This is a genomic window from Pseudomonas sp. 21615526, assembly GCF_013386245.1.
In the GTDB taxonomy this organism is placed as follows: Bacteria; Pseudomonadota; Gammaproteobacteria; order Pseudomonadales; family Pseudomonadaceae; genus Aquipseudomonas.
Genome location: NZ_JACAOM010000043.1, coordinates 18,566 through 43,355, shown reverse-complemented (window position 1 = coordinate 43,355; position 24,790 = coordinate 18,566). Strand labels below are relative to the sequence as shown.

Here is a 24,790-nt window from a genome sequence, read left to right as displayed (position 1 = left end):
AGTAGTAGTCAGGGTAGACGAGTCATGAAAAAAGGCCTCGCTAAAAAGCAAAAAGGTGCCGCCGCGCTGGAGTTCGCGATGGTCTTCATGATTTTTTTTGCGATTTTTTATGGCCTGGTCAGCTACAGCTTGCCGTTATTGCTGATGCAGTCCTTTACCCAGGCCGCCGCCGAAGGCGTAAGACGTAGCGTCGCGCTGGACCCCGCCACGCCTGGCTACGTCACGGCACTGCCGCTGCAGGCCGTCAGTGCGGCGCAGGCACAACTGGCGTGGATCCCCTCCCAGTTCAAATTCCTTCCCGGGTACGTGACGGCCGTCTACAACTCGTCAGGCGTGTTGACGGTGTACATCAATTACCCGACGTCCAGCCTCCAAAGTGTGCTGCCGTTCCTGGTACTGCCAGGCATCGGTACCGTCCCCGCCCTGCCTCCCATGCTGTCCGCCCAGTCGAGCATGCAGTTTTGACCTCAGGCGATAAACTCTTCGGCCGCCTGCTCGGACGCGGCAACCAGCTGCCTGCTGACGCACCGGCAGCGATCCCGGCAACCGCCGCGTTGTTGTTCTACCTGGACGCCCAGGGCCGCGTAGTGGATGTCCATGGCCCGCTTCGCCATCGACTCGAACACCCCGCTGCGCAACAGCAACAGGCACCCTCGCTGCTCGACTACCTCACTGCGGCGAGCCGCCTGGTGATCGAGGGCACGCCCAGCGACTGGCAGGGGCAAAGCCTGGACCTGGAGTTCAAGGGGCTCGCCGGGCAAACCCTGCATACCCGTGGCTGGGTTCAACCCGAAGGCAAGGGTTGGCTCCTGCAATTGCTCGACATTGGCGACCTGATTGCCCATCGCCAACTCACCCAGGTGCGCGAACACAATCAACGGGTGAGCGACCAGATCAGCGAGCAACTGCGGGTCTGCAGCCTGGTGCGCCGGCCCGAGGTACTGCAAGACACTCTGCAGGCTATTTCCCAGCACTGGCACATCCCCTGCGTCGCCATCGCCTTGCAGGATGAGCAGGGCCAGGCGTGGTGCATCGAGGGCTGTTACACCGCCCACGATGCGCCGGTACTCTGGAGCAACGGCCAAGCCCTGGGCTCCAGCCTCGACAGCCTGGGCGGCACGGCGCCAGTGAGCCTGGAGGTAAACCGTGGCCACAGCGAACACCCACGCCTGCAAGGCCTGTTTGGCAATACCGATGGTTTTCTGGTGCCCTACCGCGATGGACTGGGCGTGGGCGCATGGCTGCTGTGCGGGGTGTATCACCGCCAGGAACACACCAGCGACCGTGACTGGTTGCAACTGACCGCCGCCCTCGCGGCACCGCTGCTCGGCCGCCTGCGCGAACTGCGCCATCAACAGCAACTGGAACGCCTCGACGCGCTGCAAGGATTGCTCGGCACCGGCTGGTGGGAGCTGTCCCCACACACTGAAGACCTCGAACTCGCCCCACCGCTGCTGCACACCCTGAGCCAAGGCGAGGCCATCACACAGCTGTCGCTACCCATGTGGCTCAAGCTGATTCACCCTGCCGACCGGGAAGAACTCGCCAGCCGCCTGCAAGACCTGAAGACCCTGGGCAAACCGCTGTCCACCAGCGTGCGCCTGCAACGTGCCGACGCGGCGCTTAACCCCATCTGGTATCGCGTGCAGGGGCAAGCGTTGGGCTCGGGTGAGCATCGCCGCCTGGTGGGCTTCATGCTCGACATCAGCGACATAAAAAACCAGGAGCAACAGGCCGCCGCCGCCCACGCACGCCTGGATAACCTGATCGCCAGTTCCCCGGCTGTGATCTATGTGCAGCGCTACGTCGAGGGCACGCTGCAACCGGTGTTCTTCAGCGACAGTTTGCTGCCGCTGCTTGGCCGCACCCTGGCCGATTTCACCCCGGCGACGCTGAACCAGTGGATCCACCCCGAAGACCGCGACCTCTACTTCGACCGTACCCGCCAACTGCTGCGCGAAGGCAGCGTGCGCAGTCGCTACCGGGTGCTCGACACACAGGGCAATTACCACTGGCTGCTGGATGAAGCCCGGCTGCTGCGCGACGACCTCGGGTTGCCCGTGGAAGCCGTGGGCCTGTGGCTGGATGTGACCGAGACGACCCTGGCGGCGCAACGGGTCAAGGAAAGCGAGGAGCGCTATCGAATCCTCGTGGAAGACTCCCCGGCCATGATCTGCCGCTACCTTCCGGACCTGACCCTGACCTTCGGCAACACGCCCCTGGCCAACTACATGGAATGCCTGCCTGGACAGCTGCCGGGCATGAACCTCCGCCAATGGTTGTCGGACGAACAACACGAGGCGTTTGTACTGCGCATCCGCCAGCTCACCCCGGAATTCCCCGTGAGCACCGCCGAAATCAGCCTGCAACTGCCGGGGCGCACACATGCCTGGTGGGTGTGGTCGGACCGGGGCGTGTTCGACGAACAGGGCCAGTTGCAGGAAGTGCAGGCCGTGGGCCGCGACAACACTGAAGTGCGCCGCTCCCAGCAGCAACTGACCCAAAGCGCCAAAATGGCCACCCTCGGCGAAATGGCCACCGGCCTGGCCCACGAGATCAACCAGCCGTTGAATGTGATGCGCATGGCCATCGTCAACGTGCTCAAGCGCTTGAGCAACGGTGATGCACAGATCGACTACCTGACGGAAAAACTCCAACGCATCGATTCCCAGGTCCAGCGAGCCGCCCGCGTGGTGGACCATATGCGCGTGTTCGGCCGCCGCTCTGAAGTCGAACAACAGCCCTTCAACCCGGCGCAGGCGGTGGAAGGCACCTTGTCGCTGCTCACGGAAGGCCTGCGTGGCAAAGGCATAGAACTGCGGGTGACGCAGACGGACATTGCGGTGCAGGTCAAAGGCTATGTCGACCAGCTGGAGCAGGTGCTGATCAACCTGATGGTCAACGCCCGCGATGCCCTGCTGAGCAAACGCGAGCACGACCGCGACCTGCAACCGTGGATCTCGGTGCAGATCGAGCACGACAGCCGCCACGTGCGCATCTGGGTCGAGGACAACGGCGGCGGGATTGACCCGCGGCTGCTGGAGCGGATTTTCGAGCCGTTCTTCACCACCAAGCCGATTGGCGTGGGCACCGGCCTGGGGTTGTCGGTGAGCTACGGCATTGTCGAGAACATGGGCGGCCGGTTGAGCGTCGCCAACAGCGAGCATGGGGCGAAGTTCTGTGTGGAGTTGCCGGTGGTTGAAGCCTAATTCACCAGGGCCGCTTGCCCATGGGGCCGGCAACTGAGATTGGCGCCCACTTCCACCGCGTTCAGGTTAACCCCAAGGTTCGACAACAGGCTGTTCACCACCGGGTCCAGAATAGGGCTGAGCACTCCGCCAATCACGGTGCCCAAGGTGCTGTTGAGCCCGTTGAGCACTGTGCCCGCCGTCGTCAATAACCCTCCCAGCAGATTGAACCCCGTTGGCTTGTAGACCTGGAACTGGATACCGCTCAACGCGTTACTGATCGCGCTGAGAAGGCTGGCTGTCGATGAGGCGTAGTACTGCGGCGGCAGGTTGATTTCCGGCGGTTGGGGGTACGTGTGGGAAGGCAAAGCACTCGTCGCAGCGCCCACCGAGCTATTGATGCTGAGGCCAATACCACCACCGTAAAACGGCTTGCGGGTCGCAGGGTCGCACGTCGTCGGGCCGAGCCCCAGCAAGGGCCTGAAACAGGTAATGGCCCCGATATCCACCACTGGTAAAGGCGGAATCGGATTGAGCACGGTGTTGCTGTTAAACGCGTTGATCAACTGCGGGCTCTGACCAATTTGTACGGTAACAATCGAGGCGTTGGTTTGGGTAGTCAGGGTCTTCGTCGCGTCGCTGACACAGGTAAACCCGGTGACATAGCTTTCCGCCGTACCCAGTTGAAGTACCACGTCTATTCTGGCAGCCGGTGGATTTGAGGAAGACGACAACACCTGCAAACTCGTCATCTGGCAATAGCCACCCAGCAGGCACAACACCGAATTGATTGTTCCGCCCAGGTTCAAGCTCAACAGGTTGTTCAATACGTCGGAAAGCGGTCCGACCAGGCCATTCAACGCGAGGTCCACCGCCGGAGAGCTCAGCACTGGCAGCCCCAGGGTCAGGCCCAGGCTTAGCTGGGCGGTTTTCACATAAATACGCGTCGCTGGAGTCTTGTCCTTGGCATAGGTAGGGTCACCGATCGCCGACAATTGTGGCGGCTGGATCACTTTCAACTGGACCCCGCCGTTAAGCAGGCCCGGGATATTCATGGGGATGGTAGCTACCGCGCCGTTCTTGGTGTTGGCCAGTTGTACAAAGGCTTCGGCCAGTTGAAATACGTTCAAACTGGTGTTCAGCCCCGCCGACACCGCCCCCGTTTGCAGCTGAAGCAGGCTGCCCAGGGTGACATCAAGGTTGCCGATTATCGCGTTGATACTGGTAAGACCGCTGACCGCCACGCTGGTCGTATTGCCTCCGGCACTGAGCACCGTAATGGCTGCGTCGACCAGTTGACTGATCTTGACCGTCTTGGTCAGCAGTTGATCGTAGGCTCCGGCCGTGACGCCCACGTTCAACGCCAACTGGTTGAGGTAGCTGAGCAAGTTGATGTTGGTGTCTACCAGGCCCTGCCAGCCTGCCACGCTCAGGTTCAGTGAGCCGCCCAAGAGTTGGCCGAACAACAGGTTCAGTGCTGCTGATTTGCTCGAGTCCACGGTGACCAGGGTCGATTTGATCGTCAGTTGCGCCTGAGGCGGCAGGATCTTCGGCGCCGCCACCGCGACGGCAGACAACTGGGTGTTGAAGTTGTAGCCGCTACCACTGAACAACGCCCAGACACCCCCGGCAACGCTGGTCATGATCGGGCGCGAGGCAGTTACCTGGATGGCATCGGTCTTGGTCGCGTCTGCGGAGAACACCCGCTGGTTGGTGGCGCCGGTGGTCAGCACGCCGCATTTCACTATCAGGGCGTTTGCTGGCGGGATGACATAACCGTTGCGCACTGCGCTGGCACCGGCATAGGTGGGCGCGGTATTGGTGGCGGGCAGGCAATCCCCCTTACGCTGCACTGCCTCCAGTGCCGCCATATCGGCAATCCCCTGCAACTGGCGTTTTTCCAGGTACAAACGGCTGCTATCAACCACCAGCAACATGAATACCAGCACCATGCCCAGGGTCAAGACCGCCACCAAGCCAACCGCACCGCGCTGCCTTGCAGGCCCGGCGTGGTGACCGGAACGAAGTCGAAGAGACATCGAGCACTCCTTTGCCGGCACACTGCCGAGCGCTTACTCTCCTGTGTTGCTTGGGAGTGTAGTCAAGAGCGGCGGGGGCTGCAGGCCAGTCGCCATAGATCGACGACTGGCGGAGGGCTGATCAGGCGATCAATGCGGCGGGTAGTTGGAAAGCACCTTGGTCACCGTGGCACGAATAGCGGCACTGCGGTCTTGGGGTTCAGGCGAGCTGGCGAGGATCTGCTCATCGCTGCCACGCCACACCAGCTTGCCATCCTTGCCGTCGAGCAAGTCAATCTGGATGGTCGCGACCTTGTAGGTGATGTTGCGGGTTTCGTTATACATCGGCGCGCCCCAATAACCATTCCACGGGCCGCCCCAGGCGCCGCCGTAATTGGTGGTGACTTGTTGCTGGCGGTCTTCGACGATCAGGTAGGTCTGTACATTCAGGTCAGCCTTGGTGCCCGGCGCGGCAGGGCGCAGGCCACGCTGGTCGAGCTGCTCGCCCACGGCCTGGCGGATGCGTTGTTCGGTGAGGTCACTCTTGATCCGTGGGTCATCCGGGCGGTATTGCAGCGCGGGTTCTTTCCAGCTCCAGCTGCGGTAGGCGCCAAAGTCCCGGCTGGCGTCGAAATCATGGTTGACCTGGCTGGTCTGGCAACCGCCCAGCAACACAACAACAGCAAGTGCAGCAATACGACGAAGCATGGTTTTTCTCCAAAAGACAATCCGGGCCTGAGATGAGAATAGCTGCTAACTGGGTGGGTAGGCAGTCATTGCCTTTTGCATCGCCTCACGCAGCGAGTCGGCGCGCTCGCTGAGGCTGCCCTGGCTCGTGGTTTCGGCGCTGGTGCTCCATACCGGCTGGCGGGTGCGCGCGTCGAACAGGCTGATGCGCGCCACGGCCACCGTCACTTCATAAGTGCGTACCACCGGCACCGTGTTGTACATGCCGTAGCCGTTGCCGTAGCGGTTATAGCCGCCGTAACCGTAGCCATAGTCGTCCTGGACCTGGCGCAGGCGTTTTTCCAGGCGCACGTCGGCGCTTACCAGCAGGTCGGGGGCGCGGTTGTCATGCAAGGGGCGCAGGCCGCGCTGGTCGAGGGCGCCGCTGACCGCCTCGGCAATCTGCGCCGAATCCGCCCAGGCCGAGCCTGCCGGCAGCTGGTTGTTGAGCCAGGCCCAACTGCGGTACGCGCCGTAGTCGCGCACCGGCGCCGGGTAGGCGCTGGCATCAAAGGTGTTGGCCGCCTGGGCAGGCGCCGGCGGCATCGGGGCAGACGCCGCCACATACGGGTTGGGGCTTTGGCAACCCGCCAGGCCCAGGCCCAGCAGGATCAGTCCAAGACAGCGCTTCATTTCGACCTCCGCAGACTGGGCCGCTTAAACCGGACGGCAGATCCAGTGCAAATAACGCCCAAGTCCGGCAAAGCTTGGGTGACGACGGTGTGCGAGCTCCATCTCCAACAAATCCTGCAACTCGGCGCGGGCCTGGAATTCCACCGGCATATAGTCGTGGAACACCCGCACGCCACTTTGGGTTTCGACCTGCCACAGGCCCTCTAGTTGCGTCGCCAACTCCCGTGGGTCCAGGGGTTGTTGCGGCGTAAGGCTCTGCTTTTCGCCGGCCATGTCGTTCTTGCGCATTTTGCGGAAGTGGCCTTTGAGCAGGTTGCGGTAAATCAAGGCGTCGCGGTTATAGAAAGCCAGCGACAGCCAGCCACCGGGCGCGGTCAACTGGTGCAGCACCGGCAGGATCGCATGGGGTTCGGCCAGCCATTCCAGCACGGCGTGGCACAGCACCAGGTCATAGGGTTCGGTGAGCTGGCCCAGCAGGTCCTGCCAGGGTGCCTGAATGAAGGTGGCGGTCTGCCCGGCTTCGGCGAAACGCTGGCGCGCGCCTTCGAGCATCGGCTCGGCGGGTTCGGCCAGGGTTACATCGTGGCCGCGCTCGGCCAGCCACAGCGACATATGGCCCAGCCCCGCGCCGATATCCAGTACCCGCAACGGGCGGTCCGGCAGCGCTTCAATCAGGTCGGCCTGCAGCACCGCCAGGCGAATCGCGCCCTTGGCACCGCCATAGATCTTCTCGGCGAAACGGGTGGCCAACTGGTCGAAATGACGGTCGCTCATTTGGCAAACCGCCGTTCGCTGTCGGCCAGCTTGGCCTGTACCACCTGATCCATGTCCAACCCCAATTCACTGCACAACAGCAGCAGATACAGCACAATGTCACCCACTTCCTGGCCGGCATGGGCGAGTTTGTCGGCGGGTAACTCGCGCGACTGGTCTTCGCTCAACCATTGGAAAATTTCCACCAGCTCTGCCATTTCGACGCTGGCGGCCATGGCCAGGTTCTTGGGGCTGTGGAACTGCTTCCAGTCGTTGGTATCGCGGATGCGGTGCAGGCGTTCGGTGAGGTGATCGAGGTTCATGGGGGGCTCCTGAAGGTGTATAGCTTCGGGCGCAAGCCGCGCGAAGGCAAGTGAATCCCTGCGGCCCGTAAACCTCTATGCTAGAAGGGAACTAGCTTGGGCCAATAACGAACAAAGGCTCAGGTTCGGCAGCTACGCCCACCGTCTTATCAGGACACACACATGCAAACAGACTTTTTCGGATGGCTGGGTCTCAAGATCGGCCAGATCATCCACTTTATCGTCGAGTTGTTCAGCGGGCTGTTCAATACCCTGTCCCACGCGGGCGGCGACTTTGTCGACGGGCTGTCCAGATCCTTGGGGATGGACACCTCGATCATCAGCATCCTCATGCTGATTATCGGCTTGATGCTGCTGTACTCGGCGGTGCGCGCGTTTATGCGGGCTTCAATCATCATGGGGATTATCTGGTTGATGCTCGGGCTCTGGGTGCTCAGTTGGGTGGTGCATTAATAAAGGGCCAGCAGGGTAAATCCCTTTAATTTGAGGGACGTTTCCGAGACAATCTTTCGGCCTTGTGCCTGTTGGGATGGGTGGCTAGTCTTCGGCCCTTCACTGCATATCAGTGATCGGGTTTAGTCGCCCGGAATTAGTGAGCGCAAGTTGTCGCCATGCTTCATGGCGGCTGTGCGCAGGGCACCTTCGGGTGCGCCGGGTTCCACTAGCCGGTCGACTAACCTGCGTACAGCCGCCACCCTCGTTTAGTCGCGCGGGTGTCAGCTCCTTACCTACTAGTGGAGTTACACCATGCATAAGCTCGTCCCCGACCCACCCAGCGACCTCCTCAACGACCGCGCCGCCTTCAATCGCGCCCTCGAACATTACCTGCCATCCCAAGGCTTCCACACCATCAACGAAGACCTGAGCTTCGAAGATTCCCTGCTCTACACCGCCAGCCTGCTCAGCAGCGCCTCGGCGACTGCGCTTGATTGCGGCGAACTGCTGGAAAGCCCGCAGCGCGCGAAGATCCTGGCGGTGTGGCATCTGCTGGAAATTGCCAAGACCACCGTCGACCGCTCCATCGAATGCCTGCACCCGCGCAAAACCTGACACTACGCGGTCAAAAATGTGGGAGCGGGCTTGCTCGCGAAAGCGGTGGATCAGCCAATACATCCGGCGACTGACACACCGCTTTCGCGAGCAAGCCCGCTCCCACATTGGCCCTGCGGCGTAGCTAATGGACAGTTACACTACCGCTCCCCAAAGGAGCCCGCATGACTTCCCTGCTAACCGACTGGCGCGACCGCCCCACCCACCGCCGCGTGTGGGCCCTCGCCGCGCCGATGATTTTGTCGAACATCTCCGTACCACTGGTGGCGCTGGTGGACAGCATGGTCATCGGCCACCTGCCCCACGCCCACCAACTCGGCGCCGTGGCCGTTGGCGCCAGCCTGTACACCTTCCTCGCCTGGGCCATGGGCTTCCTGCGCATGGGCTCCACCGGGTTTGCCGCCCAGGCCGCCGGGCGTGGTGATGGCGCGGCGCTGCGGCAGATTCTGTTGCAGGGGCTGTTGCTGGCGCTGGGCCTGGCCATAGTGCTCGGCAGCATCGGCATTCCGTTAAGCGGCCTGGTGCTGGACTGGATGCAGCCCTCGCCCGAACTGAACCAGCTGACCCGCGAATTCTTCCACACCCGGCTCCTCGGCCTGCCCGCAGCGCTGGCCAGCTATGCGCTGGTGGGCTGGTTCCTTGGCACCCAGAACGCCCGCGCGCCGCTGGCGATTCTGCTGACCACCAACCTCGTGAACATCGCGCTCAACCTGTGGTTCGTGCTGGGTCTGGATTGGGGCGTGGTCGGCTCGGCCCGCGCCTCGGTGATCGCCGAATGGACCGGCGCCCTGCTCGGCCTGGCCCTCACCCAAAAAGCCCTGCGCGCCTACCCCGGCCATATCGCCTGGGCCGCGCTCAAGCTGTGGCAAAGCTGGCGCCCGCTGCTGGCGGTGAACCGCGATATCTTCATCCGCAGCCTGGCCCTGCAATCGGTGTTTTTCATGATCACCGTGCAAGGCGCTCGCTTGGGGGATGCCACGGTGGCGGCGAATGCGCTGCTGCTCAATGGTCTGTTGCTGACGGCCCACGCCCTGGACGGACTGGCCCACGCCGTGGAAGCCTTGTGCGGCCACGCCATCGGCGCCCACGACCGCCAGGCCTTGCGCCGCTCGCTGGTGGTGGCCTGTGGTTGGTCGTTGCTGGCGAGTATCGGCTTCGCGATCCTGTTCGCCGTGTTCGGCCACCTGTTTATCGCCATGCAAACCGATATCCCGAGCGTGCGCGAAACCGCCGACATCTACCTGCCCTACCTCGCCGTACTGCCGTTGATCGCCGTGTGGAGCTACCTGCTGGACGGCCTGTTCATCGGCGCCACCCGCGCCCGGGAAATGCGCAACGGCATGCTGCTGACGGTGGTGATTGTGCTGCCCTTCGCCTGGGCCTTGCAGGGCCTGGGCAACCACGGCTTGTGGATAACCTTCCTGTTGTTCATGGCCCTGCGCAGCCTGACGCTGTGGGCAATTGCCTGGCGCCTGAACAAGCAGGACCGCTGGCTTACTGGCCCGGCGTGAACGTGATAAACGCCGTGACCCGGTCCAGCACGGGCGCCAGCCAGCGCAGCGGCCGGGACATCGACGCCACCAATGTGGCGTGGCTGGTCTTGGTGAAGTAGAACTCCTCCACCGGCACACCCGCCGCTCGCAGCTTTTTCGCCAACCCGCCGGTGTTGCGCTTGGGGTTGACCAGGTTGTCGTCCACCGAAGCAATCAACAGGCTGGGGGGCGCGCTTTGGCTCACGTGGTTGATGGGTTGGGAATCGGGCGGCGAGTCCGGGTAGAAGAACACCGGCCGCACATCGCGGTTTTCAATCGGCAGGAAATCATACGGCCCGGCGAGGCCGATCCATCCCTTGAAGACTGACGGCGACAGGCCAACCCCGGCCAGCCACTGCGGGTCCAGCGCCAGCATTGCGGCGTTGTAGGCACCGGAACTGTGGCCCATCACATACAGCTTGCGGGGATCGCCGCCGTATTCGGCACTGTGCTGATACGCCCACGCGACTGCTTGGGCGCCGTCCTGTAAAAACAGTGGGTAGCGCACTTGCGGGTAAAGCCGGTAGTCGGCGATCACCACCACGATGCCGCGCGAAGCCAGGGCTTCGCCGACGAAACCGTAGTCATCCCTTGAGCCGCTGTTCCAGCTGCCGCCATAGAAAAACACCACGACGGGCGCGTCGGGCAAGGCGGTGACGGGGCGGTAGATATCGAGTTTCTGGCGGGGGTCATCGCCGTAGGCGATGGCGGATGTTTTGGTGAAGGTGCTGGTGGGGGTGAGTGCGTTGAGCACTTTGATCGGGGAGCAGGCTGCGAGCAGCGTCGCGATGGCCAGAGTGAACACTTGCAGGAGTTTTTTCGACATTATTCAGGCCCTATAAAAACTGCAGGACTTGCGGCGATCCAAATGTGGGAGCGGGCTTGCTCGCGAAGGCGGTGTATCAGTCTGCACATGTATCGACTGACACACCGCCTTCGCGAGCAAGCCCGCTCCCACACTGGATCTCTGTCACATTGAGATCTTTGTCAGCCTGGGAGCGGTGTCCTTACGAGGACAGGTACGACGAACGCGTCAAACCAAGACGCAACGCATCCAGGAACTGAGTCCGCTCCGCCGCCGTGATCTTCGCGCTGGCGCACTTGTCACGGTAGTGAGTCATCAACTCCTCCGGCGACAAGTGCACGTAGCGCAGCATGTCTTCGATGGTGTCGTGGGTCTCGATCCCGGCGCTGTACACCGAACCGTCGTCACGCTGGTAGATGTTCACCGAGTCGGTGTCACCGAACAGGTTGTGCATGTCGCCGAGAATTTCCTGGTAGGCACCCACCAGGAAGATCCCCAGCAGGTAGTCCTCGCCTTCTTTCACAGCGTGCACCGGCAAGCTGGTCTCGATGCTTTGCTCATCCACGTACTGCTTGATCTTGCCGTCGGAGTCGCAGGTCAAATCCTGCAGCACCGCACGGCGCAACGGTTCTTCGTCGAGGCGATGCAGCGGCAATATCGGCAGCACCTGGCCGATGGCCCAGGTGTCCGGCAGGCTCTGGAAGACCGAGAAGTTGCAGATGTACTTGTCGGCCAGCTTGTCGTTGAGTTCGTCCAGCACCTGGCGGTGGGAACGCTGGCGGGCTTTCAGCGAGTCGTGCAGGCGGCGGCAGACGGCGAAGTAGCATTGTTCAGCCAGGGCCTTCTCGGCCAGGGTGATCTTGCCGTCGGCGTACTGGGTTGCCACGTCGCTCATGTAGTGAGTGGCGCGCCAGTAGGTTTCGGTGACCATTTCAATGTCGGTCGGGCCCAGCAGGTCCACCAGCCATTGCACGGTTTCCGGCAGGCTTTCCTTGTTCTCGATCAGCGGCACGTCGTCGTTGTGCTTCTCGACGTCGGTAACTTGCACCACCAGCATGGCGTGGTGGGCGGTCAGGGAACGGCCGCTCTCGGAGAAGATGTTCGGGTGCGGCAGGCTCTGCGCGTCGCAGAATTCCTTGAGCATGCCCACGACCACGCCGGCGTAGTCGTCCATGTCGTAGTTGATCGAGCTGGCGTTACGCGAGTGGGTACCGTCGTAGTCCACGCCCAGGCCGCCGCCCACGTCGATGTGGTCTACCGGCAGGCCGAGGTTGCGCAGTTCGCCGTAGTAACGAATGGCTTCCTTGAACCCGTGCTGGTAGTCGGCCAGGTTGGCGATCTGCGAACCCATGTGGAAGTGCAGCAGGCGGATGCCCTGGTCCAGGCCCGCCGCGCGGAAGCGCTCGACCACCGACAACAATTGCGCCGCCGACAGACCGAATTTGGATTTCTCGCCGCCGGTGTCCGCCCACTTGCTCGACGCCAGGGACGACAGGCGCACCCGCAGGCCCACCTGCGGCTTGACCTTGAGGTTGGCGGCTTCTTCGATCACCAGGCCGACTTCGGATTCTTTCTCGATCACGATGAACACGTTGTGGCCCAGCTTCTGGCCCATCAGCGCGAGGCGGATGAACTCACGGTCCTTGTAACCGTTGCAGACGATGGTGCCGCCTTTCGGGGCCAGGGCCAGCACGGCCAGCAGCTCGGGCTTGGAGCCGGCTTCCAGGCCAATGGACACGTCCTGGGTGGCGATGATGTTCTCGATCACCGCTTCCTGCTGGTTCACCTTGATCGGGTACAGCGCGGTGTATTTGCTCTGGTATTCCAGGCGCTCGATATTGGAGTCGAACGCGCCGGTCAGCTGGCGCACGCGGTCTTGCAGGATGTCGGGGAAGCGCACCAGCAACGGCAGGGACAGGCCGCTTTTGCGCAGCTCGTCGACTTGCTCGTACAGGTCCACAGGCGTGCTGTTCGGGCCGTTCGGACGGACTTCAACGCGACCGGCATCATTGATCGCGAAATACCCGGCCCCCCAATGGCGAATCCCGTAAACACTGCGGCTGTCCGCAACTGTCCATTGGCTGCCATCGTCTTTGCGTGTGCGTCGTACGGACATCGAAGTCCCCTATAAATGAAGTCGAAGTGCACCGGCCTGATCAGAGGCTGGCGCAGTCTAAAGAATTAAAATGACGATTTGCCTGTGAGAGGGGTAGACCCCACTTGCAGGACAGAGTTTAGACACCGGTCAGGAACAGGCTCTGTGAAAACCATGGAGACGACAGTTCGCGTTCAGCCAGCGGGCTATCGGGGTGGTTTTCACAGAGGCTGCTAGCCGCCGGATTTCTTCGCCTTGTAACCCAGCTTGATCAGCTCGGCCAACAGCAACTCGACGTGGTCGCCCTGGATCTCGATCACGCCGTCTTTCAGGGCGCCACCGGTGCCACAGCGCTTTTTCAGCGTGGTGGCCAGTTCCTTCAAGGCTTCTTCGGCCAGGGGCACGCCAGTGATGGTGGTCACTGTCTTGCCGCCACGGCCCTTGCTCTCGCGACGAACGCGGGCAATACCATCGCCTTCGGGAATCAGGGTTGTTTTGCAGGTACAAGCGTCCACGGGCTGGCGACAGTCCGGGCAGTGTCGACCTGCGTCGGTGGAAAATACCAGGCCACCAAGGGCGGCGAAGGATGCGGCTTTTTTGGCCACCGGCAATCCTCTTGGGAGGACAAAGACTGATCGATGGGATCATCGACCGCGAAGCCCCACTCAGGCAGGGGCAGCGCTACTGAGCCGCCGATGTTCAAACCACTGTAGGAGCGAGCTTGCTCGCGAAGGTCGTCAACGATAACGCGGGCCTTCAGACAGCACGCGTCGTGCTTACGTTTTTCGCGAGCAAGCTCGCTCCTACAGGGTGGAACAACAGCGGTTCAGCCTGAAAAGTCGCGCAGTGTAACGGCAAAAACGCCCCTTGCTAAGAGCCAAATGGCGCCAATTTATGCAACTTTAGCGACGCAGGGCCAAATAACGACGCAACCCTTCCTGGGCATCCGGGCAATAGGGCTTTTGCTCGGCCTCCTGAAGCACCGTGGCCAGGGGCAGAAAGCGCGCCTCCATGACTTCTTCCGGCTGGATTCGCAGCGGCCCGTCCCACACGGCCGAGAACGAGGTGCACCAGAGCCGGCTGTCGCCGTCTTCGAAGTAGAAGTGATCGTGGGCGGTCAGTTCGACGCCGCTGACGCCCAACTCTTCTTCCAGCTCACGGGCCGCCGATTCGGCATAGGACTCGTGGGCCGCCACCATTCCGCCCGCCGCCGTGTCCCAGAAACCCGGGTACATGGCTTTGCTCAGGGTGCGCCGGTGCACACACAGCTCACCGGCCGAGTTGAACAGGAAGATAAAGGTGCAGCGCCCGATCAGCCCGCGCCGGCGCAGATCGGAACGTACGAGGCTGCCGAGCAGGTTGTCCTGCTCGTCGACCCAGGCAATCAGTTCGGCGTCGGAGGCGGCGCGGTGCGCTGCCTCCCTGGTGGAAGCGTCCATCATCAACCCTGGTTCAGGAGCTGACGCAGGTCGATCACTGCAGCGTTGGCCCGGGAAATATAGTTGGCCATGACCAGCGAATGGTTGGCCAGGATGCCAAAGCCACTGCCGTTGAGAATCATCGGGCTCCATACCGGCTCTTGCGAAGCTTCCAGCTCACGAATGATCTGGCGCACGCTGACGGTGGCGTTCTTCTTGGCCAGCACATCGGCGAAGTCGACTTCAATGGCGCGCAGCAGGTGCGACAGGGCCCAGGCCTGGCCGCGGGCTTCGTAGAACACGTTGTCGATCTGCATCCATGGGGTTTCCACCACTTCTTCGTCGACCTGCGGCACTTCACCCGGCGCCAGCGCTTCGGTTTTCAGCGCGGTGTTGAGCTTGACCCGCCCCACACTGGCCGACAGCCGTTGCGACAGCGAGCCCAGGCGGGTCGCCACATCACCCAGCCAGTTGTTGAGGTTGTCGGCACGTGCATAGAACAGCGCGCCTTTTTGATTCGGGTCGGACAAGCGCGCTTCGTAGCGGCTCAGGGAATTGATGCCTTCCTGGTATTCCGACTCGCTGGACGGCAGCACCCAGCTCTTGTTGTCGAAGTTGAAGCGCGGTTCGGCCTTGGCCAGGTCTGCGTCTTCCGCCGACTGCGACTGGGAGCGGGCGAAGTCCTTGCGCAGGGCACGGGTCAGGTCACGCACCTGCACCAGTACGCCGTACTCCCAGCTTGGCATGTTGTCCATCCACAGGCCCGGCGGGAAACGGTCGTTGGAAATGTAGCCACCCGGCTTGTTCAGCAGGGTGCCCACCACCGTCTTGAGGGTTTCGACGGTAGTAAAGCCCACCACCATCTGCTTGCCGTCCTTCTCGGCGGCAATTTGCGCATTCTGCTGGACCGGGAACAACGCAGGCTCTTCGCTCCAGTACCAACCCAGGGCACCGGTGACCAACAGGTACAACGCAACCAGCGAGAGCAACGCGCGGCTCATCAGCAGGTTACGGAAATAGCTGCGGGGGGCCGACTTGGTTTCAGGGGCCGGGCCCTTTGCACTGCCTGCGCGGTTTTTCCAGTCCAGCATGGCGATATCCTTTCAATCACTTGAGTTCAATAGCTACGACCACAACCCTGCCCCATCGTGCCGAGCAGTGCGGCGCTTTTAGCCAGGGTGGCGCGAGTACGCGGTTCGACTATAAAGGATGCACGCTGTTTACGCCCGCGCGACTGCATGGTCGATAAATGAATCTCTGCGACCTTGCAGTTAATTGACGTATGACACTCGTGCAACGGAAAAGAGGTGCTAGCATAGAGCCATCAGTTCGACCTCAGCATGCAGCCTAACTAGTAGTCAGGATATGACCGAGCCAGAAGACCCCAGCCGTGAGCGTCTCAAGCACCATTTTGCCCAGCGGGTAATTCATCAGGCACGTCAAATTCTTGAGATCTGGCAGCGCCTGCAACGCAGCGAATGGTCGACCACTGACTTGTCCGAGCTCAGTGAGGCCAACCTGCGCCTGCTGCGTTTTGCCGAGCGCTTCGAGCAGCCGGAACACGGCCAGCTGGCGCACCAGATCGGCGCTTCACTCAAGGCGGTGGACGACAACCGCGGCCGCCTGAGCAGCCACCTGATCACCGAACTCAACCGTTTGATGCAGCGCCTGTCGCGCACCGGGCTGCGCCAGGGCGACCAGCTGGAACAAACCCTGCTGCCGCCGATGCGCAAGCCGATCTACGTGATGCTGGCCGATCACGACCGCGCCGACCGCCTGGCCAAGCAGCTGGAATTTTTCGGCTTGAGCGCCCAGTCCCTCGACAGCGTGGCGGCGTTTCGCTCATCCATGGCCGAGCGCTTGCCGGCGGCCATTGTGATGGATGTGGATTTTTGCGGCGCCGGCCTCGGCCTGAAGCTCGCCGCCGAAGCTCAGGAAGGCCTGGAGCAAAAGCTGCCACTGCTGTTTTTCAGCCTGCACGAAACCGACACCCCCACCCGCCTGGCCGCCGTGCGCGCCGGCGGCCAGGAGTTCCTCACCGGCACCCTGGAGGCGTCGAGCCTGCTGGAAAAAATCGAAGTGCTGACCTGCGTCGCCCAGTACGAACCTTATAAAGTGCTGATCATCGACGACTCGCGGGCCCAGGCGATGCACACCGAGCGCCTGCTCAACAGCGCCGGCATCGTCACCCGCACATTGATCGAACCGATCCAGGCCATGGCCGAGCTGGCGGACTTCCAGCCCGACCTGATCATCCTCGACATGTATATGCCGGCCTGCACCGGTACCGAGCTGGCCAAGGTGATCCGTCACAATGACCGCTACGTCAGCGTGCCGATCATCTATCTCTCGGCCGAAGACGACCTGGACAAGCAACTGGACGCCATGAGCGAAGGCGGCGACGACTTCCTCACCAAGCCGATCAAGCCCCGGCACCTGATCACCACCGTACGCAACCGCGCCGCGCGGGCACGCAACCTCAAGGCGCGGATGGTGCGCGACAGCCTCACCGGGCTGTACAACCACACCCACATCCTGCAACTGCTCGAAGACTGCAGCTTCCGCGCGCGACGCGAGAGCAAGCCACTGAGCTTTGCGATGCTCGACATCGACCACTTCAAGCGGGTCAACGACAGCCACGGCCACCCCATGGGCGACCGGGTGATCAAGAGCCTCGCGCTGTTTCTCAAGCAGCGCCTGCGCAAGACCGACTATATAGGCCGTTACGGCGGCGAAGAATTTGCCATCGTGATGCCCGACACCGACCTCGACAGGGCTTGCCAAGTACTTGACGAGATTCGCGGGCGCTTTGCCGAGATTCACTATCCCGCCCAGCCCCAGGATTTGTGGTGCACGTTCAGTGCCGGCGTGGTGGAGCTGTGTGATGGCTCCGACAGCCTGATGATGGCGGCCCAGGCCGACGAGGCGCTGTACCGCGCCAAGGATGCCGGGCGTAACCGGGTGATGTCGGCGCGTGCATCAAAGCAAAGTGCCACCTTTTCACCGGAATCCACCGAATCCGTCATAACTCTGTAATGGAAACGCAATAACTTCAGGCACTTACTTCTGCTGTCGGTTGAAACCACGCATGCGCCTGAAGCTGCTGACGAATCTGAACACCCTCCTTCTGGTCGCCGTTTGCCTGGCCCTGGGCGCTACGCTCTGGTGGTCGCAACGTGCCCTGGAACGGCCTTACCTGCTGATGGAGCGCTACCTTGGCCTGTCGCAGACGTTCCAGAACCAGGCCGCGCGCAATATCGACGATTACCTCGCCAGCGGCGACGCCCTGCGCCTGAGCGGCGCCAGCCAGAGCCTGGAAAACCTGTTACAGCAGCTGGATGAGTTACCCGCAGAGCTGGCGCAAAACCTGCGTCCCAGCCTTGCCGACCTGGACACCTTCGGCAAGACCGACCTGCTGGCCGCCGGTAAGCTGGCCGGCGACCCGCAAGCCCTGTTGCTGCAAGCCGAACGCGAACTCGGTGCCAACCTTGAGCAACTGAACCAGTACGCCAGCGGCGTCAGTACGCCCGAGGCGGCGCGCTATCTGCCGCCGTTGCTCGCTGCGTCCCAGCACCTGGCGAAACTCTCCCTGGCCCGGGACAAGCTGGTGAGCAGCGGGCGCAGCGAACTGGCCGACGATGTGGAGCGCGAAGTCAGTAATATCCGCAGCCAGGCTGACGTGCTGGGGCAGCTGCCATTACTGGGGGTGACCACCAGCAGCGAGTCCAGTACCGACGATTTCTCGGCCATGATGGGCCTGGAAAACACTGAAAAAACCGTGGCCCAGGACACCGGCGTCGACCTCAAGCGCGAACTCAACAGCCTGCTGACCCGCTACCCCGCCGAGCTGAAACGCACCCGCGAGCAAATCCAGCAACGCACCGAACTGGCCACCGCCACCCACCTGAAAATCAACGCCGTGCAGCAAGCCATCGCCGGGCTGGAGCCTGTGGTGCGCGCCCAGCACGCGCAGATCCAGGGCGAAGTGCGGCTGATGCAAGGCGTGATGATCGGCCTGATTCTGCTGATCGCCCTCTTGATCGACACCTTGCAGCGGCGCCTGGCGCGGGTGCTGACCAACCTGGCGCCGGCCTTGTCCACCTGGGCCGAAGGTGACTTCAGCCAACACATTGCCCTGGGCAAGACCAACCGCGAACTGCACGATATCGAAGAGTCCCTGAACCGCCTGCGCGCCTACCTGGTGGACCTGGTGGGCACCATCAGAGGCAACGCCGAGCAAGTGGCCGGCAGCAGCAGCGCGCTGGCGGAGTTGAGCAGCGGCATGCACGACGGGGCCGAGCGCCAGGCCGGTGATACCGCGCAAATTCGCGATTCCCTGGGCGAACTGGAAGCGACTATCCAGCAGGTTGCCGGCGACGCCAGCCAGGCTGCCGAGGCCAGCCGCAGCGCGGGCCAGGCCGTCGAGCAGGGCCAACGGGTAATCGGCCTGAGCCTGACCGGGTTGCACGCATTGGTCGGCGAAGTGCAGATAAATGCGCAGATGATCGAGAAACTCGCCGAAGAGTCCGCGACCATCGGCGGCGTACTCACGGTGATTCGCTCGATTGCCGACCAGACCAACCTGCTGGCGCTGAACGCCGCCATCGAAGCCGCCCGGGCCGGTGAAGCCGGGCGCGGGTTCGCCGTGGTGGCCGATGAGGTGCGCTCCCTGGCCCAGCGCACCGCTGGCGCCACCGCCGAAATCCAGCACCTGATCGCCGGCCTGCAAACCGCCGCCCGGCAATCGGTGGAAGGCATGCGTGCCCAGGTCGAACACGCCGAGGCCACTGCCGAACAAGCCCAGGCGGCTGACGGCGCGCTGGATGAAATCGTCGGGGCGATCCAGACCATTTCCGACACCGCCGTGCGGATCGCCGATGTGACGGCCCAGCAAAGTGGCGCCGTGAGTGAAATCCGCGATAACAGTGAGAGGATTCACCAGTTGGGCGAGGACAACTTGCTGCGAATTGGCCAGGGACGCCGCCAGGGCGAGCACTTATTGGTACTAGGCGGGCAACTCAACACCGCCGTGCAGGCATTCCGCGTCTGACCGGCTCTCCCGTCTTGTGAAGATCAAAATGTGGGAGCGGGCTTGCTCGCGAAGGCGGCGCACCCGTCAACGCATGTGGCGGCTGAACCACCGCCATCGCAGGCAAGCCAGCTCCCACACTGACCGGATTCAGCCTTGCGGTCACATATTTTGCGCAATCCTCGCTAATCGTGCTGCCTACTGCATAGAACTGGACAGTCACAAAGCCTTTGCGGCATAGTCGCCGGGTTCTACCGTGCCCACATCAATAACAAGGAACAGCCGATGGCGACCTTACTGGTTCTTCACGGACCCAACCTGAACCTGCTCGGCACCCGCGAACCGGGCGTCTACGGGGCAGTGACCCTCGAACAGATCAACCTCGATCTGGAACGACGGGCACGTGATGCCGGCCACCATTTGCTCTACCTGCAAAGCAATGCCGAGTACGAACTGATTGATCGCATCCATGCCGCGCGCAGCGAAGGCGTGGACTTTATCCTGATCAATCCCGCCGCTTTTACGCACACAAGCGTTGCATTACGTGACGCGCTGCTGGCGGTGAGCATCCCATTCATCGAAGTGCATTTATCGAACGTGCACAAACGCGAACCTTTCCGCCATCACTCTTACTTCTCCGACGTTGCGGTAGGAGTGATCTGCGGCCTTGGCGCCAGCGGTTACCGACTGGCCCTGGAGGCCGCCCTGGAACAGCTTGAAGACACGGCCAAGCGCCCCTGACCGACCCTTTGGGAGTTGATGATTCATGGATATCCGTAAAGTTAAGAAACTGATCGAACTGCTGGAAGAATCCGGTATCGACGAGCTGGAGATCAAGGAAGGCGAGGAGTCCGTACGGATCAGCCGTCACAGCAAGACCCCGGCCCAACAGTTCTACGCACCACAGATGCAAGCGCCGGCTCCGGCCGCTGCACCCGTGGCGGCTGCTCCGGTCGCGGCTGCTGCCGAAGCCCCTGCGGCTCCAAAACTGAACGGTTTCGTGGTCAAGTCGCCAATGGTCGGTACCTTCTACCGCACCCCGGCACCGACCTCGCCAGCCTTCGTTGAAGTCGGCGCAACCGTGAAAGTGGGCGACACCATCTGCATCGTTGAAGCGATGAAGATGATGAACCACATCACGGCGGAAAAAGCCGGCGTCATCGAATCCATCCTGGTAGAAAACGGTCAGCCGGTTGAGTACGACCAGCCGCTGTTCACCATCGTTTGAACCGCGGAGCGCCTTCGATGTTGAAACCTGCGAAGAAACTGCAAAAAGTCCTGATCGCCAACCGCGGCGAGATCGCGCTGCGTATCCTGCGCGCCTGTAAGGAAGAGGGCATCAAGACCGTCGCTGTTTACTCGACGGCCGATACCGAATTGATGCACGTGAAACTGGCGGACGAAAGCATCTGCATCGGCCCGCCACTGGCCACGAACTCGTACCTGAAAGTCTCGAACATCATCGCCGCCGCTGAAGTGACCGGCGCTGATGGCATCCACCCCGGCTACGGCTTCCTCGCGGAAAACGCCGATTTCGCCGAACAGGTGGAGAAATCCGGGTTTGCCTTCATCGGCCCGAAAGCCGAAACCATTCGCCTGATGGGCGACAAGGTATCGGCCAAGGACGCCATGATCGCGGCCGGCGTACCTACCGTTCCAGGTTCCGACGGCCCGCTGCCTGAAGACGAGGCAACCGCCCTGCGCATTGGTCGCGAAGTCGGTTACCCGGTGATCATCAAGGCCGCCGGTGGCGGTGGTGGTCGCGGCATGCGCGTGGTGCACAAGGAAGAAGAACTGATCGAAGCCGCCAAGCAGACTCGCTCGGAAGCTGCCGCCTGGTTCGGCAACCCGATGGTCTACCTAGAAAAGTACCTGACCAACCCACGTCACGTGGAAGTGCAGGTACTGTCCGACGGCCAGGGCCACGCCATCCACCTGGGTGACCGCGATTGCTCGCTGCAACGTCGTCACCAGAAGGTGCTGGAAGAAGCGCCGGCACCGGGCCTGGACGAAACAGCTCGCCAGGAAGTACTGGCTCGCTGCGTCAAGGCGTGCATCGACATCAACTACCGTGGCGCGGGCACTTTCGAGTTCCTGTACGAGAACGGCCGTTTCTACTTCATCGAGATGAACACTCGTGTGCAGGTAGAGCATCCGGTTTCGGAGATGGTCACCGGTATCGACATCGTCAAGGAGATGCTGAGCATCGCCGCTGGCAACAAGCTGTCGTTTACCCAGGATGATGTGAAGATCCACGGCCACTCCCTGGAGTGCCGGATCAACGCCGAAGACCCGAAAACCTTTATCCCAAGCCCTGGCCTGGTCAAGCATTTCCACGCGCCCGGCGGCAACGGCGTACGTGTGGATTCGCACCTGTACAGCGGCTACAAGGTTCCGTCCAACTACGACTCGCTGATCGGCAAGCTGATCACCTGGGGCGCCACCCGCGACGAGGCCATGGCCCGTATGCGTAATGCCCTGGACGAAATTGTGGTAGACGGCATCAAGACCAACATCCCGCTGCATCGGGACTTGGTTCGCGATGAAGGCTTCTGCGAAGGTGGTGTGAACATTCACTACCTGGAACACAAGCTGGCTAATCAGTAAGCGAAGTGCTCCACCCAACAAAGCCGCCTTCGGGCGGTTTTGTTGTTTCTGCCCACCCGATTTTTCTGGATGGATACATTCCCCTTGTGGGAGCGGGCTTGCTCGCGAATGCGGTGTGCCAGTCAACACATCCATTACTGACACACCGCATTCGCGAGCAAGCCCGCTCCCACATTTTGTTCTGTGTACACCAGCAGTACAGTCGTCTTCTGCTGTTCGCTCGCGTAAACTTGCGCGTCTTTCGCAGCCCTACCCCGCTGCACACTCATTTTTTCAAAGGTGCCCGCCATGCCTTGGCTGCAAGTCCGTCTCGCCATCAGCCCAGAACAAGCCGAAACCTACGAAGACGCGTTCCTCGAAGTGGGCGCCGTGTCGGTGACCTTCATGGACGCCGAAGACCAGCCGATCTTCGAACCCGAGCTCAACACCACCCCGCTGTGGTCCCACACCCATCTGCTGGCCCTGTTCGAAGACGGCACCGATGCCGCCAGCGTCCTGGCCCACATGGAACTGCTCACCGGCGGCCCGCTGCCGGAGCATCACAGCGAAATCATCGAAGACCAGGACTGGGAACGCAGCTGGATGGACAACTTCCAGCCAATGCGTTTTGGCCAGCGCCTGTGGATCGTGCCGAGCTGGCACGCCGCCCCCGAGCCTGACGCCGTGAACCTGCTGCTGGACCCGGGCCTGGCGTTCGGCACCGGCACCCACCCCACCACCGCGCTGTGCCTGGAATGGCTCGATGGCCAGGACCTGAAAGACTGCAACGTGCTGGACTTCGGCTGTGGCTCGGGGATCCTGGCGATCGCTGCCCTGCTGCTGGGCGCCAAGGAAGCGGTCGGTACCGATATCGACGTGCAAGCCCTGGAAGCCTCCCGCGATAACGCCGGGCGCAATAACATCGCTGAAGAGAAATTCCCGCTGTACCTGCCGGAGCAATTGCCCCAGGTGCAAGCCGACGTGCTGGTGGCCAATATCCTTGCCGGGCCGCTGGTTTCCCTGGCGCCGCAGCTGTCGAGCCTGGTCAAGCCGGGCGGCCGCCTGGCGCTGTCGGGCATCCTCGCCGAACAGGGCGAAGATGTTGCCGCCGCCTACGCCCAGGATTTTGAGCTGGATCCGATCGCCAACCGCGATGGCTGGGTACGCATCAGTGGTCGTCGGCGCTAGAATGAGCGCCTGCATGAATCGGATGGCCGCATGACCGACAGTTTCGTCACCCAGTGCCCACACTGCCAAGCACGCTTTCGCATCAACCACGCTCAATTGAGCGTGGCCCGTGGCGTGGTGCGCTGTGGGTCGTGCCTGCAAGTGTTCAATGCCGCTCGCCAACTGCTGGAGCAGCGCGCCAATGCGCCCGCGCCCCAGGCACCACCTGCGGCAGAGCCGCCGGCAGCCGTAGAACCGCCACCCCAAGCGCCGCGAGCCATCAGCCAGAAGCAATGGACCGCCGAAGAGCTGGACCTGGATAACCTGGACCTCGACGTAGAACTGGCCAAGCTGGAACGCCGCGAGATCCAGCACACCCAACCCGTGGGTGCCGACCGTCGCCAGCCCGGCGCCGATCGTCGGCAAAAGGAAGATGCCCTCAGCGCCAGCCGTGATACGGCCAAGGCCGAGGAAGAGCAATGGGCCTCCAGCCTGTTCAGCGAACCCCGGGATGAACGGGCCCAAGCCCCGCAAACGGTCGACGAGGAACCGCAACCGGCCAAGGCAAGCCCAGGCAAACCCAAGCGCACCGAACCGTCGATGTCGTTTGAAGCGGTCGAGCCGGACGACGAACCACCGCTGCACACAAGCCCCACCGATGACGAACTCGACCCACCGGTAACCGCCGTAGCAGACGAGCCGGAACCCGAACAACCGGAACGCCCGCAGCCCAAACGCAAGCGCCCTCGCCCCGAGGCCGGCGCCCACGACGACCTGCTTTCGGACCTGGAAGACGACCCGCTGCACCTGTATTCCCGGAAGCGCTCCTCCGGCTGGGGCCGCCGTTTGTTCTGGGGCTTGCTGGTGCTGCTGGCCGCCGCCGGCCTGGCGGGACAATACGTCGCCTACCAATTCGACGACCTGGCACGCCAGGACGCCTACCGCCCATGGTTCCAGGAACTGTGCCCGAAACTGGGCTGCACCGTGCCATCCCGGGTCGATATCGCCCACATCAAGAGCAGCAACCTGGTGGTGCGCAGCCACCCGGAGTTTGCCGGTGCCCTGGTGGTAGACGCGATCATCTATAACCGCGCGACATTCTCCCAACCGTTCCCGCTGCTGGAGCTACGCTTTGCCGACATGAACGGGAATATGATCGCCAGCCGTCGCTTCAAACCCGCCGAATACCTCAGCGGCGAGTTGGCAGGCGTGACCGAGATGCCCTCCCAGACGCCGATCCACATTGCCCTGGACATCCTCGACCCGGGCAACAAAGCGGTGAATTACAGCCTGAGCTTCCACTCCCCCGAGTGAAACGGCTGCCTGGCCGGTGCTTGACGGCAGATTATTGACTGCATCGCCTTTGACCAAACCTGCGGCGATAAGAAAATAACTGCTCAGATTTTATCCAATTCAGCCTTTATCCAGTCATCGAGAGCGGGTATCATGCCAACCCTTTTTCGAACT

21 protein-coding genes and 1 pseudogene are annotated in these 24,790 nt (G+C 62.2%); 12 read left to right on the top strand and 10 right to left on the bottom strand.

The window, feature by feature from the left end:
* The first annotated feature begins 24 nt into the window (after positions 1 to 24).
* Both HX786_RS14540 and HX786_RS14535 read left to right on the top strand, forming a co-directional pair.
* On the top strand, positions 25 to 465 hold the full coding sequence (locus HX786_RS14540) for a TadE/TadG family type IV pilus assembly protein (protein WP_003212919.1): 441 nt from the start codon (positions 25 to 27) through the stop codon (positions 463 to 465).
* Positions 462 to 3,209: a PAS domain-containing sensor histidine kinase gene (locus HX786_RS14535; protein ID WP_178912263.1), complete on the top strand. Its 2,748-nt coding sequence runs from the start codon at positions 462 to 464 to the stop codon at positions 3,207 to 3,209. The genes HX786_RS14540 and HX786_RS14535 overlap by 4 nt, the downstream gene beginning before the upstream one ends.
* Here the strand turns inward: HX786_RS14535 and HX786_RS14530 are convergent.
* From HX786_RS14530 to HX786_RS14510, 5 genes are all read right to left on the bottom strand, one after another.
* Positions 3,206 to 5,227, bottom strand: a complete 2,022-nt coding sequence (locus HX786_RS14530; RefSeq protein ID WP_256344538.1) for a pilus assembly protein TadG-related protein — start codon at positions 5,225 to 5,227, stop codon at positions 3,206 to 3,208. The two genes, HX786_RS14535 and HX786_RS14530, sit on opposite strands and share 4 nt — an antisense overlap.
* A 129-nt stretch (positions 5,228 to 5,356) precedes the next feature.
* Positions 5,357 to 5,914 (bottom strand): DUF4136 domain-containing protein, encoded by a 558-nt coding sequence (locus tag HX786_RS14525; protein ID WP_003212927.1) that lies wholly within the window; start codon positions 5,912 to 5,914, stop codon positions 5,357 to 5,359.
* Positions 5,915 to 5,959: 45 nt separating this feature from the next.
* Positions 5,960 to 6,565 carry a DUF4136 domain-containing protein gene (locus HX786_RS14520; protein ID WP_008439011.1) on the bottom strand — a complete coding sequence of 202 codons (606 nt, stop codon included), beginning with the start codon at positions 6,563 to 6,565 and terminating at the stop codon, positions 5,960 to 5,962.
* Positions 6,566 to 6,589: 24 nt separating this feature from the next.
* Entirely contained in the window at positions 6,590 to 7,339 is a 750-nt protein-coding gene (locus HX786_RS14515; RefSeq protein ID WP_076017967.1) for a methyltransferase domain-containing protein, read from the bottom strand.
* The gene (locus HX786_RS14510; protein ID WP_008439012.1) at positions 7,336 to 7,641 is read right to left on the bottom strand and encodes a MazG-like family protein; all 306 of its coding nucleotides are present in this window, start codon (positions 7,639 to 7,641) and stop codon (positions 7,336 to 7,338) included. The genes HX786_RS14515 and HX786_RS14510 overlap by 4 nt, the downstream gene beginning before the upstream one ends.
* 162 nt (positions 7,642 to 7,803) lie before the next feature.
* Between HX786_RS14510 and HX786_RS14505 the strand changes: the two genes are divergently transcribed.
* The 3 genes from HX786_RS14505 (at position 7,804) to HX786_RS14495 (ending at position 10,202) form a co-directional block, all read left to right on the top strand.
* Positions 7,804 to 8,094 carry a hypothetical protein gene (locus HX786_RS14505; RefSeq protein WP_003212934.1) on the top strand — a complete coding sequence of 97 codons (291 nt, stop codon included), beginning with the start codon at positions 7,804 to 7,806 and terminating at the stop codon, positions 8,092 to 8,094.
* 294 nt (positions 8,095 to 8,388) lie between these two features.
* Positions 8,389 to 8,691 carry a DUF6124 family protein gene (locus HX786_RS14500; protein ID WP_023659366.1) on the top strand — a complete coding sequence of 101 codons (303 nt, stop codon included), beginning with the start codon at positions 8,389 to 8,391 and terminating at the stop codon, positions 8,689 to 8,691.
* A 164-nt stretch (positions 8,692 to 8,855) separates the two neighbouring features.
* On the top strand, positions 8,856 to 10,202 hold the full coding sequence (locus HX786_RS14495; RefSeq protein ID WP_177080367.1) for an MATE family efflux transporter: 1,347 nt from the start codon (positions 8,856 to 8,858) through the stop codon (positions 10,200 to 10,202).
* Here the strand turns inward: HX786_RS14495 and HX786_RS14490 are convergent.
* The 5 genes from HX786_RS14490 to HX786_RS14470 form a co-directional block, all read right to left on the bottom strand.
* Positions 10,186 to 11,049 carry an alpha/beta hydrolase gene (locus HX786_RS14490; protein WP_008439014.1) on the bottom strand — a complete coding sequence of 288 codons (864 nt, stop codon included), beginning with the start codon at positions 11,047 to 11,049 and terminating at the stop codon, positions 10,186 to 10,188. The two genes, HX786_RS14495 and HX786_RS14490, sit on opposite strands and share 17 nt — an antisense overlap.
* Before the next feature lie 181 nt (positions 11,050 to 11,230).
* Positions 11,231 to 13,144: an arginine decarboxylase gene (gene speA, locus HX786_RS14485; protein ID WP_003217295.1), complete on the bottom strand. Its 1,914-nt coding sequence runs from the start codon at positions 13,142 to 13,144 to the stop codon at positions 11,231 to 11,233.
* 212 nt (positions 13,145 to 13,356) lie between these two features.
* Entirely contained in the window at positions 13,357 to 13,728 is a 372-nt protein-coding gene (locus tag HX786_RS14480) for a translation initiation factor Sui1 (RefSeq protein ID WP_003217297.1), read from the bottom strand.
* A gap of 297 nt (positions 13,729 to 14,025) precedes the next feature.
* Positions 14,026 to 14,562 (bottom strand): NUDIX hydrolase, encoded by a 537-nt coding sequence (locus HX786_RS14475; RefSeq protein ID WP_008439015.1) that lies wholly within the window; start codon positions 14,560 to 14,562, stop codon positions 14,026 to 14,028.
* A 2-nt stretch (positions 14,563 to 14,564) separates the two neighbouring features.
* Positions 14,565 to 15,632 carry a DUF2333 family protein gene (locus HX786_RS14470; RefSeq protein ID WP_003217301.1) on the bottom strand — a complete coding sequence of 356 codons (1,068 nt, stop codon included), beginning with the start codon at positions 15,630 to 15,632 and terminating at the stop codon, positions 14,565 to 14,567.
* Positions 15,633 to 15,906: 274 nt separating this feature from the next.
* Between HX786_RS14470 and HX786_RS14465 the strand changes: the two genes are divergently transcribed.
* The 7 genes and pseudogenes from HX786_RS14465 (at position 15,907) to HX786_RS14435 (ending at position 24,637) form a co-directional block, all read left to right on the top strand.
* Complete coding sequence (locus HX786_RS14465) at positions 15,907 to 17,577, top strand: PleD family two-component system response regulator (RefSeq protein ID WP_008439016.1); 1,671 nt, start codon at positions 15,907 to 15,909, stop codon at positions 17,575 to 17,577.
* Positions 17,578 to 19,096: 1,519 nt separating this feature from the next.
* Positions 19,097 to 19,591 (top strand): annotated as a pseudogene (locus HX786_RS32320) (methyl-accepting chemotaxis protein); the annotation flags it as partial.
* Positions 19,592 to 19,855: 264 nt separating this feature from the next.
* A complete protein-coding gene (gene aroQ, locus HX786_RS14455) occupies positions 19,856 to 20,311 on the top strand; it encodes a type II 3-dehydroquinate dehydratase (RefSeq protein WP_003217307.1) in 456 nt (151 codons plus the stop codon).
* Positions 20,312 to 20,336: 25 nt separating this feature from the next.
* On the top strand, positions 20,337 to 20,798 hold the full coding sequence (accB, locus tag HX786_RS14450) for an acetyl-CoA carboxylase biotin carboxyl carrier protein (RefSeq protein WP_003217309.1): 462 nt from the start codon (positions 20,337 to 20,339) through the stop codon (positions 20,796 to 20,798).
* Between the two features lie 17 nt (positions 20,799 to 20,815).
* Positions 20,816 to 22,177 carry an acetyl-CoA carboxylase biotin carboxylase subunit gene (gene accC, locus HX786_RS14445; protein ID WP_003217312.1) on the top strand — a complete coding sequence of 454 codons (1,362 nt, stop codon included), beginning with the start codon at positions 20,816 to 20,818 and terminating at the stop codon, positions 22,175 to 22,177.
* Positions 22,178 to 22,465: 288 nt separating this feature from the next.
* Positions 22,466 to 23,344, top strand: a complete 879-nt coding sequence (gene prmA, locus HX786_RS14440; protein WP_003217316.1) for a 50S ribosomal protein L11 methyltransferase — start codon at positions 22,466 to 22,468, stop codon at positions 23,342 to 23,344.
* Between the two features lie 30 nt (positions 23,345 to 23,374).
* A complete protein-coding gene (locus HX786_RS14435) occupies positions 23,375 to 24,637 on the top strand; it encodes a DUF3426 domain-containing protein (protein ID WP_178912262.1) in 1,263 nt (420 codons plus the stop codon).
* Positions 24,638 to 24,790: the final 153 nt, after the last annotated feature.

Coding starts and splice junctions, on each gene's coding strand:
- HX786_RS14540 (WP_003212919.1), top strand. CDS start 25: ATGAAAAAAGGCCTCGCTAAAAAGCAAAAAGGTGCCGCCGCGCTGGAG.
- HX786_RS14530 (WP_256344538.1), bottom strand. CDS start 5,227: ATGTCTCTTCGACTTCGTTCCGGTCACCACGCCGGGCCTGCAAGGCAG.
- HX786_RS14525 (WP_003212927.1), bottom strand. CDS start 5,914: ATGCTTCGTCGTATTGCTGCACTTGCTGTTGTTGTGTTGCTGGGCGGT.
- HX786_RS14520 (WP_008439011.1), bottom strand. CDS start 6,565: ATGAAGCGCTGTCTTGGACTGATCCTGCTGGGCCTGGGCCTGGCGGGT.
- HX786_RS14515 (WP_076017967.1), bottom strand. CDS start 7,339: ATGAGCGACCGTCATTTCGACCAGTTGGCCACCCGTTTCGCCGAGAAG.
- HX786_RS14510 (WP_008439012.1), bottom strand. CDS start 7,641: ATGAACCTCGATCACCTCACCGAACGCCTGCACCGCATCCGCGATACC.
- HX786_RS14505 (WP_003212934.1), top strand. CDS start 7,804: ATGCAAACAGACTTTTTCGGATGGCTGGGTCTCAAGATCGGCCAGATC.
- HX786_RS14500 (WP_023659366.1), top strand. CDS start 8,389: ATGCATAAGCTCGTCCCCGACCCACCCAGCGACCTCCTCAACGACCGC.
- HX786_RS14495 (WP_177080367.1), top strand. CDS start 8,856: ATGACTTCCCTGCTAACCGACTGGCGCGACCGCCCCACCCACCGCCGC.
- HX786_RS14490 (WP_008439014.1), bottom strand. CDS start 11,049: ATGTCGAAAAAACTCCTGCAAGTGTTCACTCTGGCCATCGCGACGCTG.
- speA (WP_003217295.1), bottom strand. CDS start 13,144: ATGTCCGTACGACGCACACGCAAAGACGATGGCAGCCAATGGACAGTT.
- HX786_RS14475 (WP_008439015.1), bottom strand. CDS start 14,562: ATGGACGCTTCCACCAGGGAGGCAGCGCACCGCGCCGCCTCCGACGCC.
- HX786_RS14470 (WP_003217301.1), bottom strand. CDS start 15,632: ATGCTGGACTGGAAAAACCGCGCAGGCAGTGCAAAGGGCCCGGCCCCT.
- HX786_RS14465 (WP_008439016.1), top strand. CDS start 15,907: ATGACCGAGCCAGAAGACCCCAGCCGTGAGCGTCTCAAGCACCATTTT.
- aroQ (WP_003217307.1), top strand. CDS start 19,856: ATGGCGACCTTACTGGTTCTTCACGGACCCAACCTGAACCTGCTCGGC.
- accB (WP_003217309.1), top strand. CDS start 20,337: ATGGATATCCGTAAAGTTAAGAAACTGATCGAACTGCTGGAAGAATCC.
- accC (WP_003217312.1), top strand. CDS start 20,816: ATGTTGAAACCTGCGAAGAAACTGCAAAAAGTCCTGATCGCCAACCGC.
- prmA (WP_003217316.1), top strand. CDS start 22,466: ATGCCTTGGCTGCAAGTCCGTCTCGCCATCAGCCCAGAACAAGCCGAA.
- HX786_RS14435 (WP_178912262.1), top strand. CDS start 23,375: ATGACCGACAGTTTCGTCACCCAGTGCCCACACTGCCAAGCACGCTTT.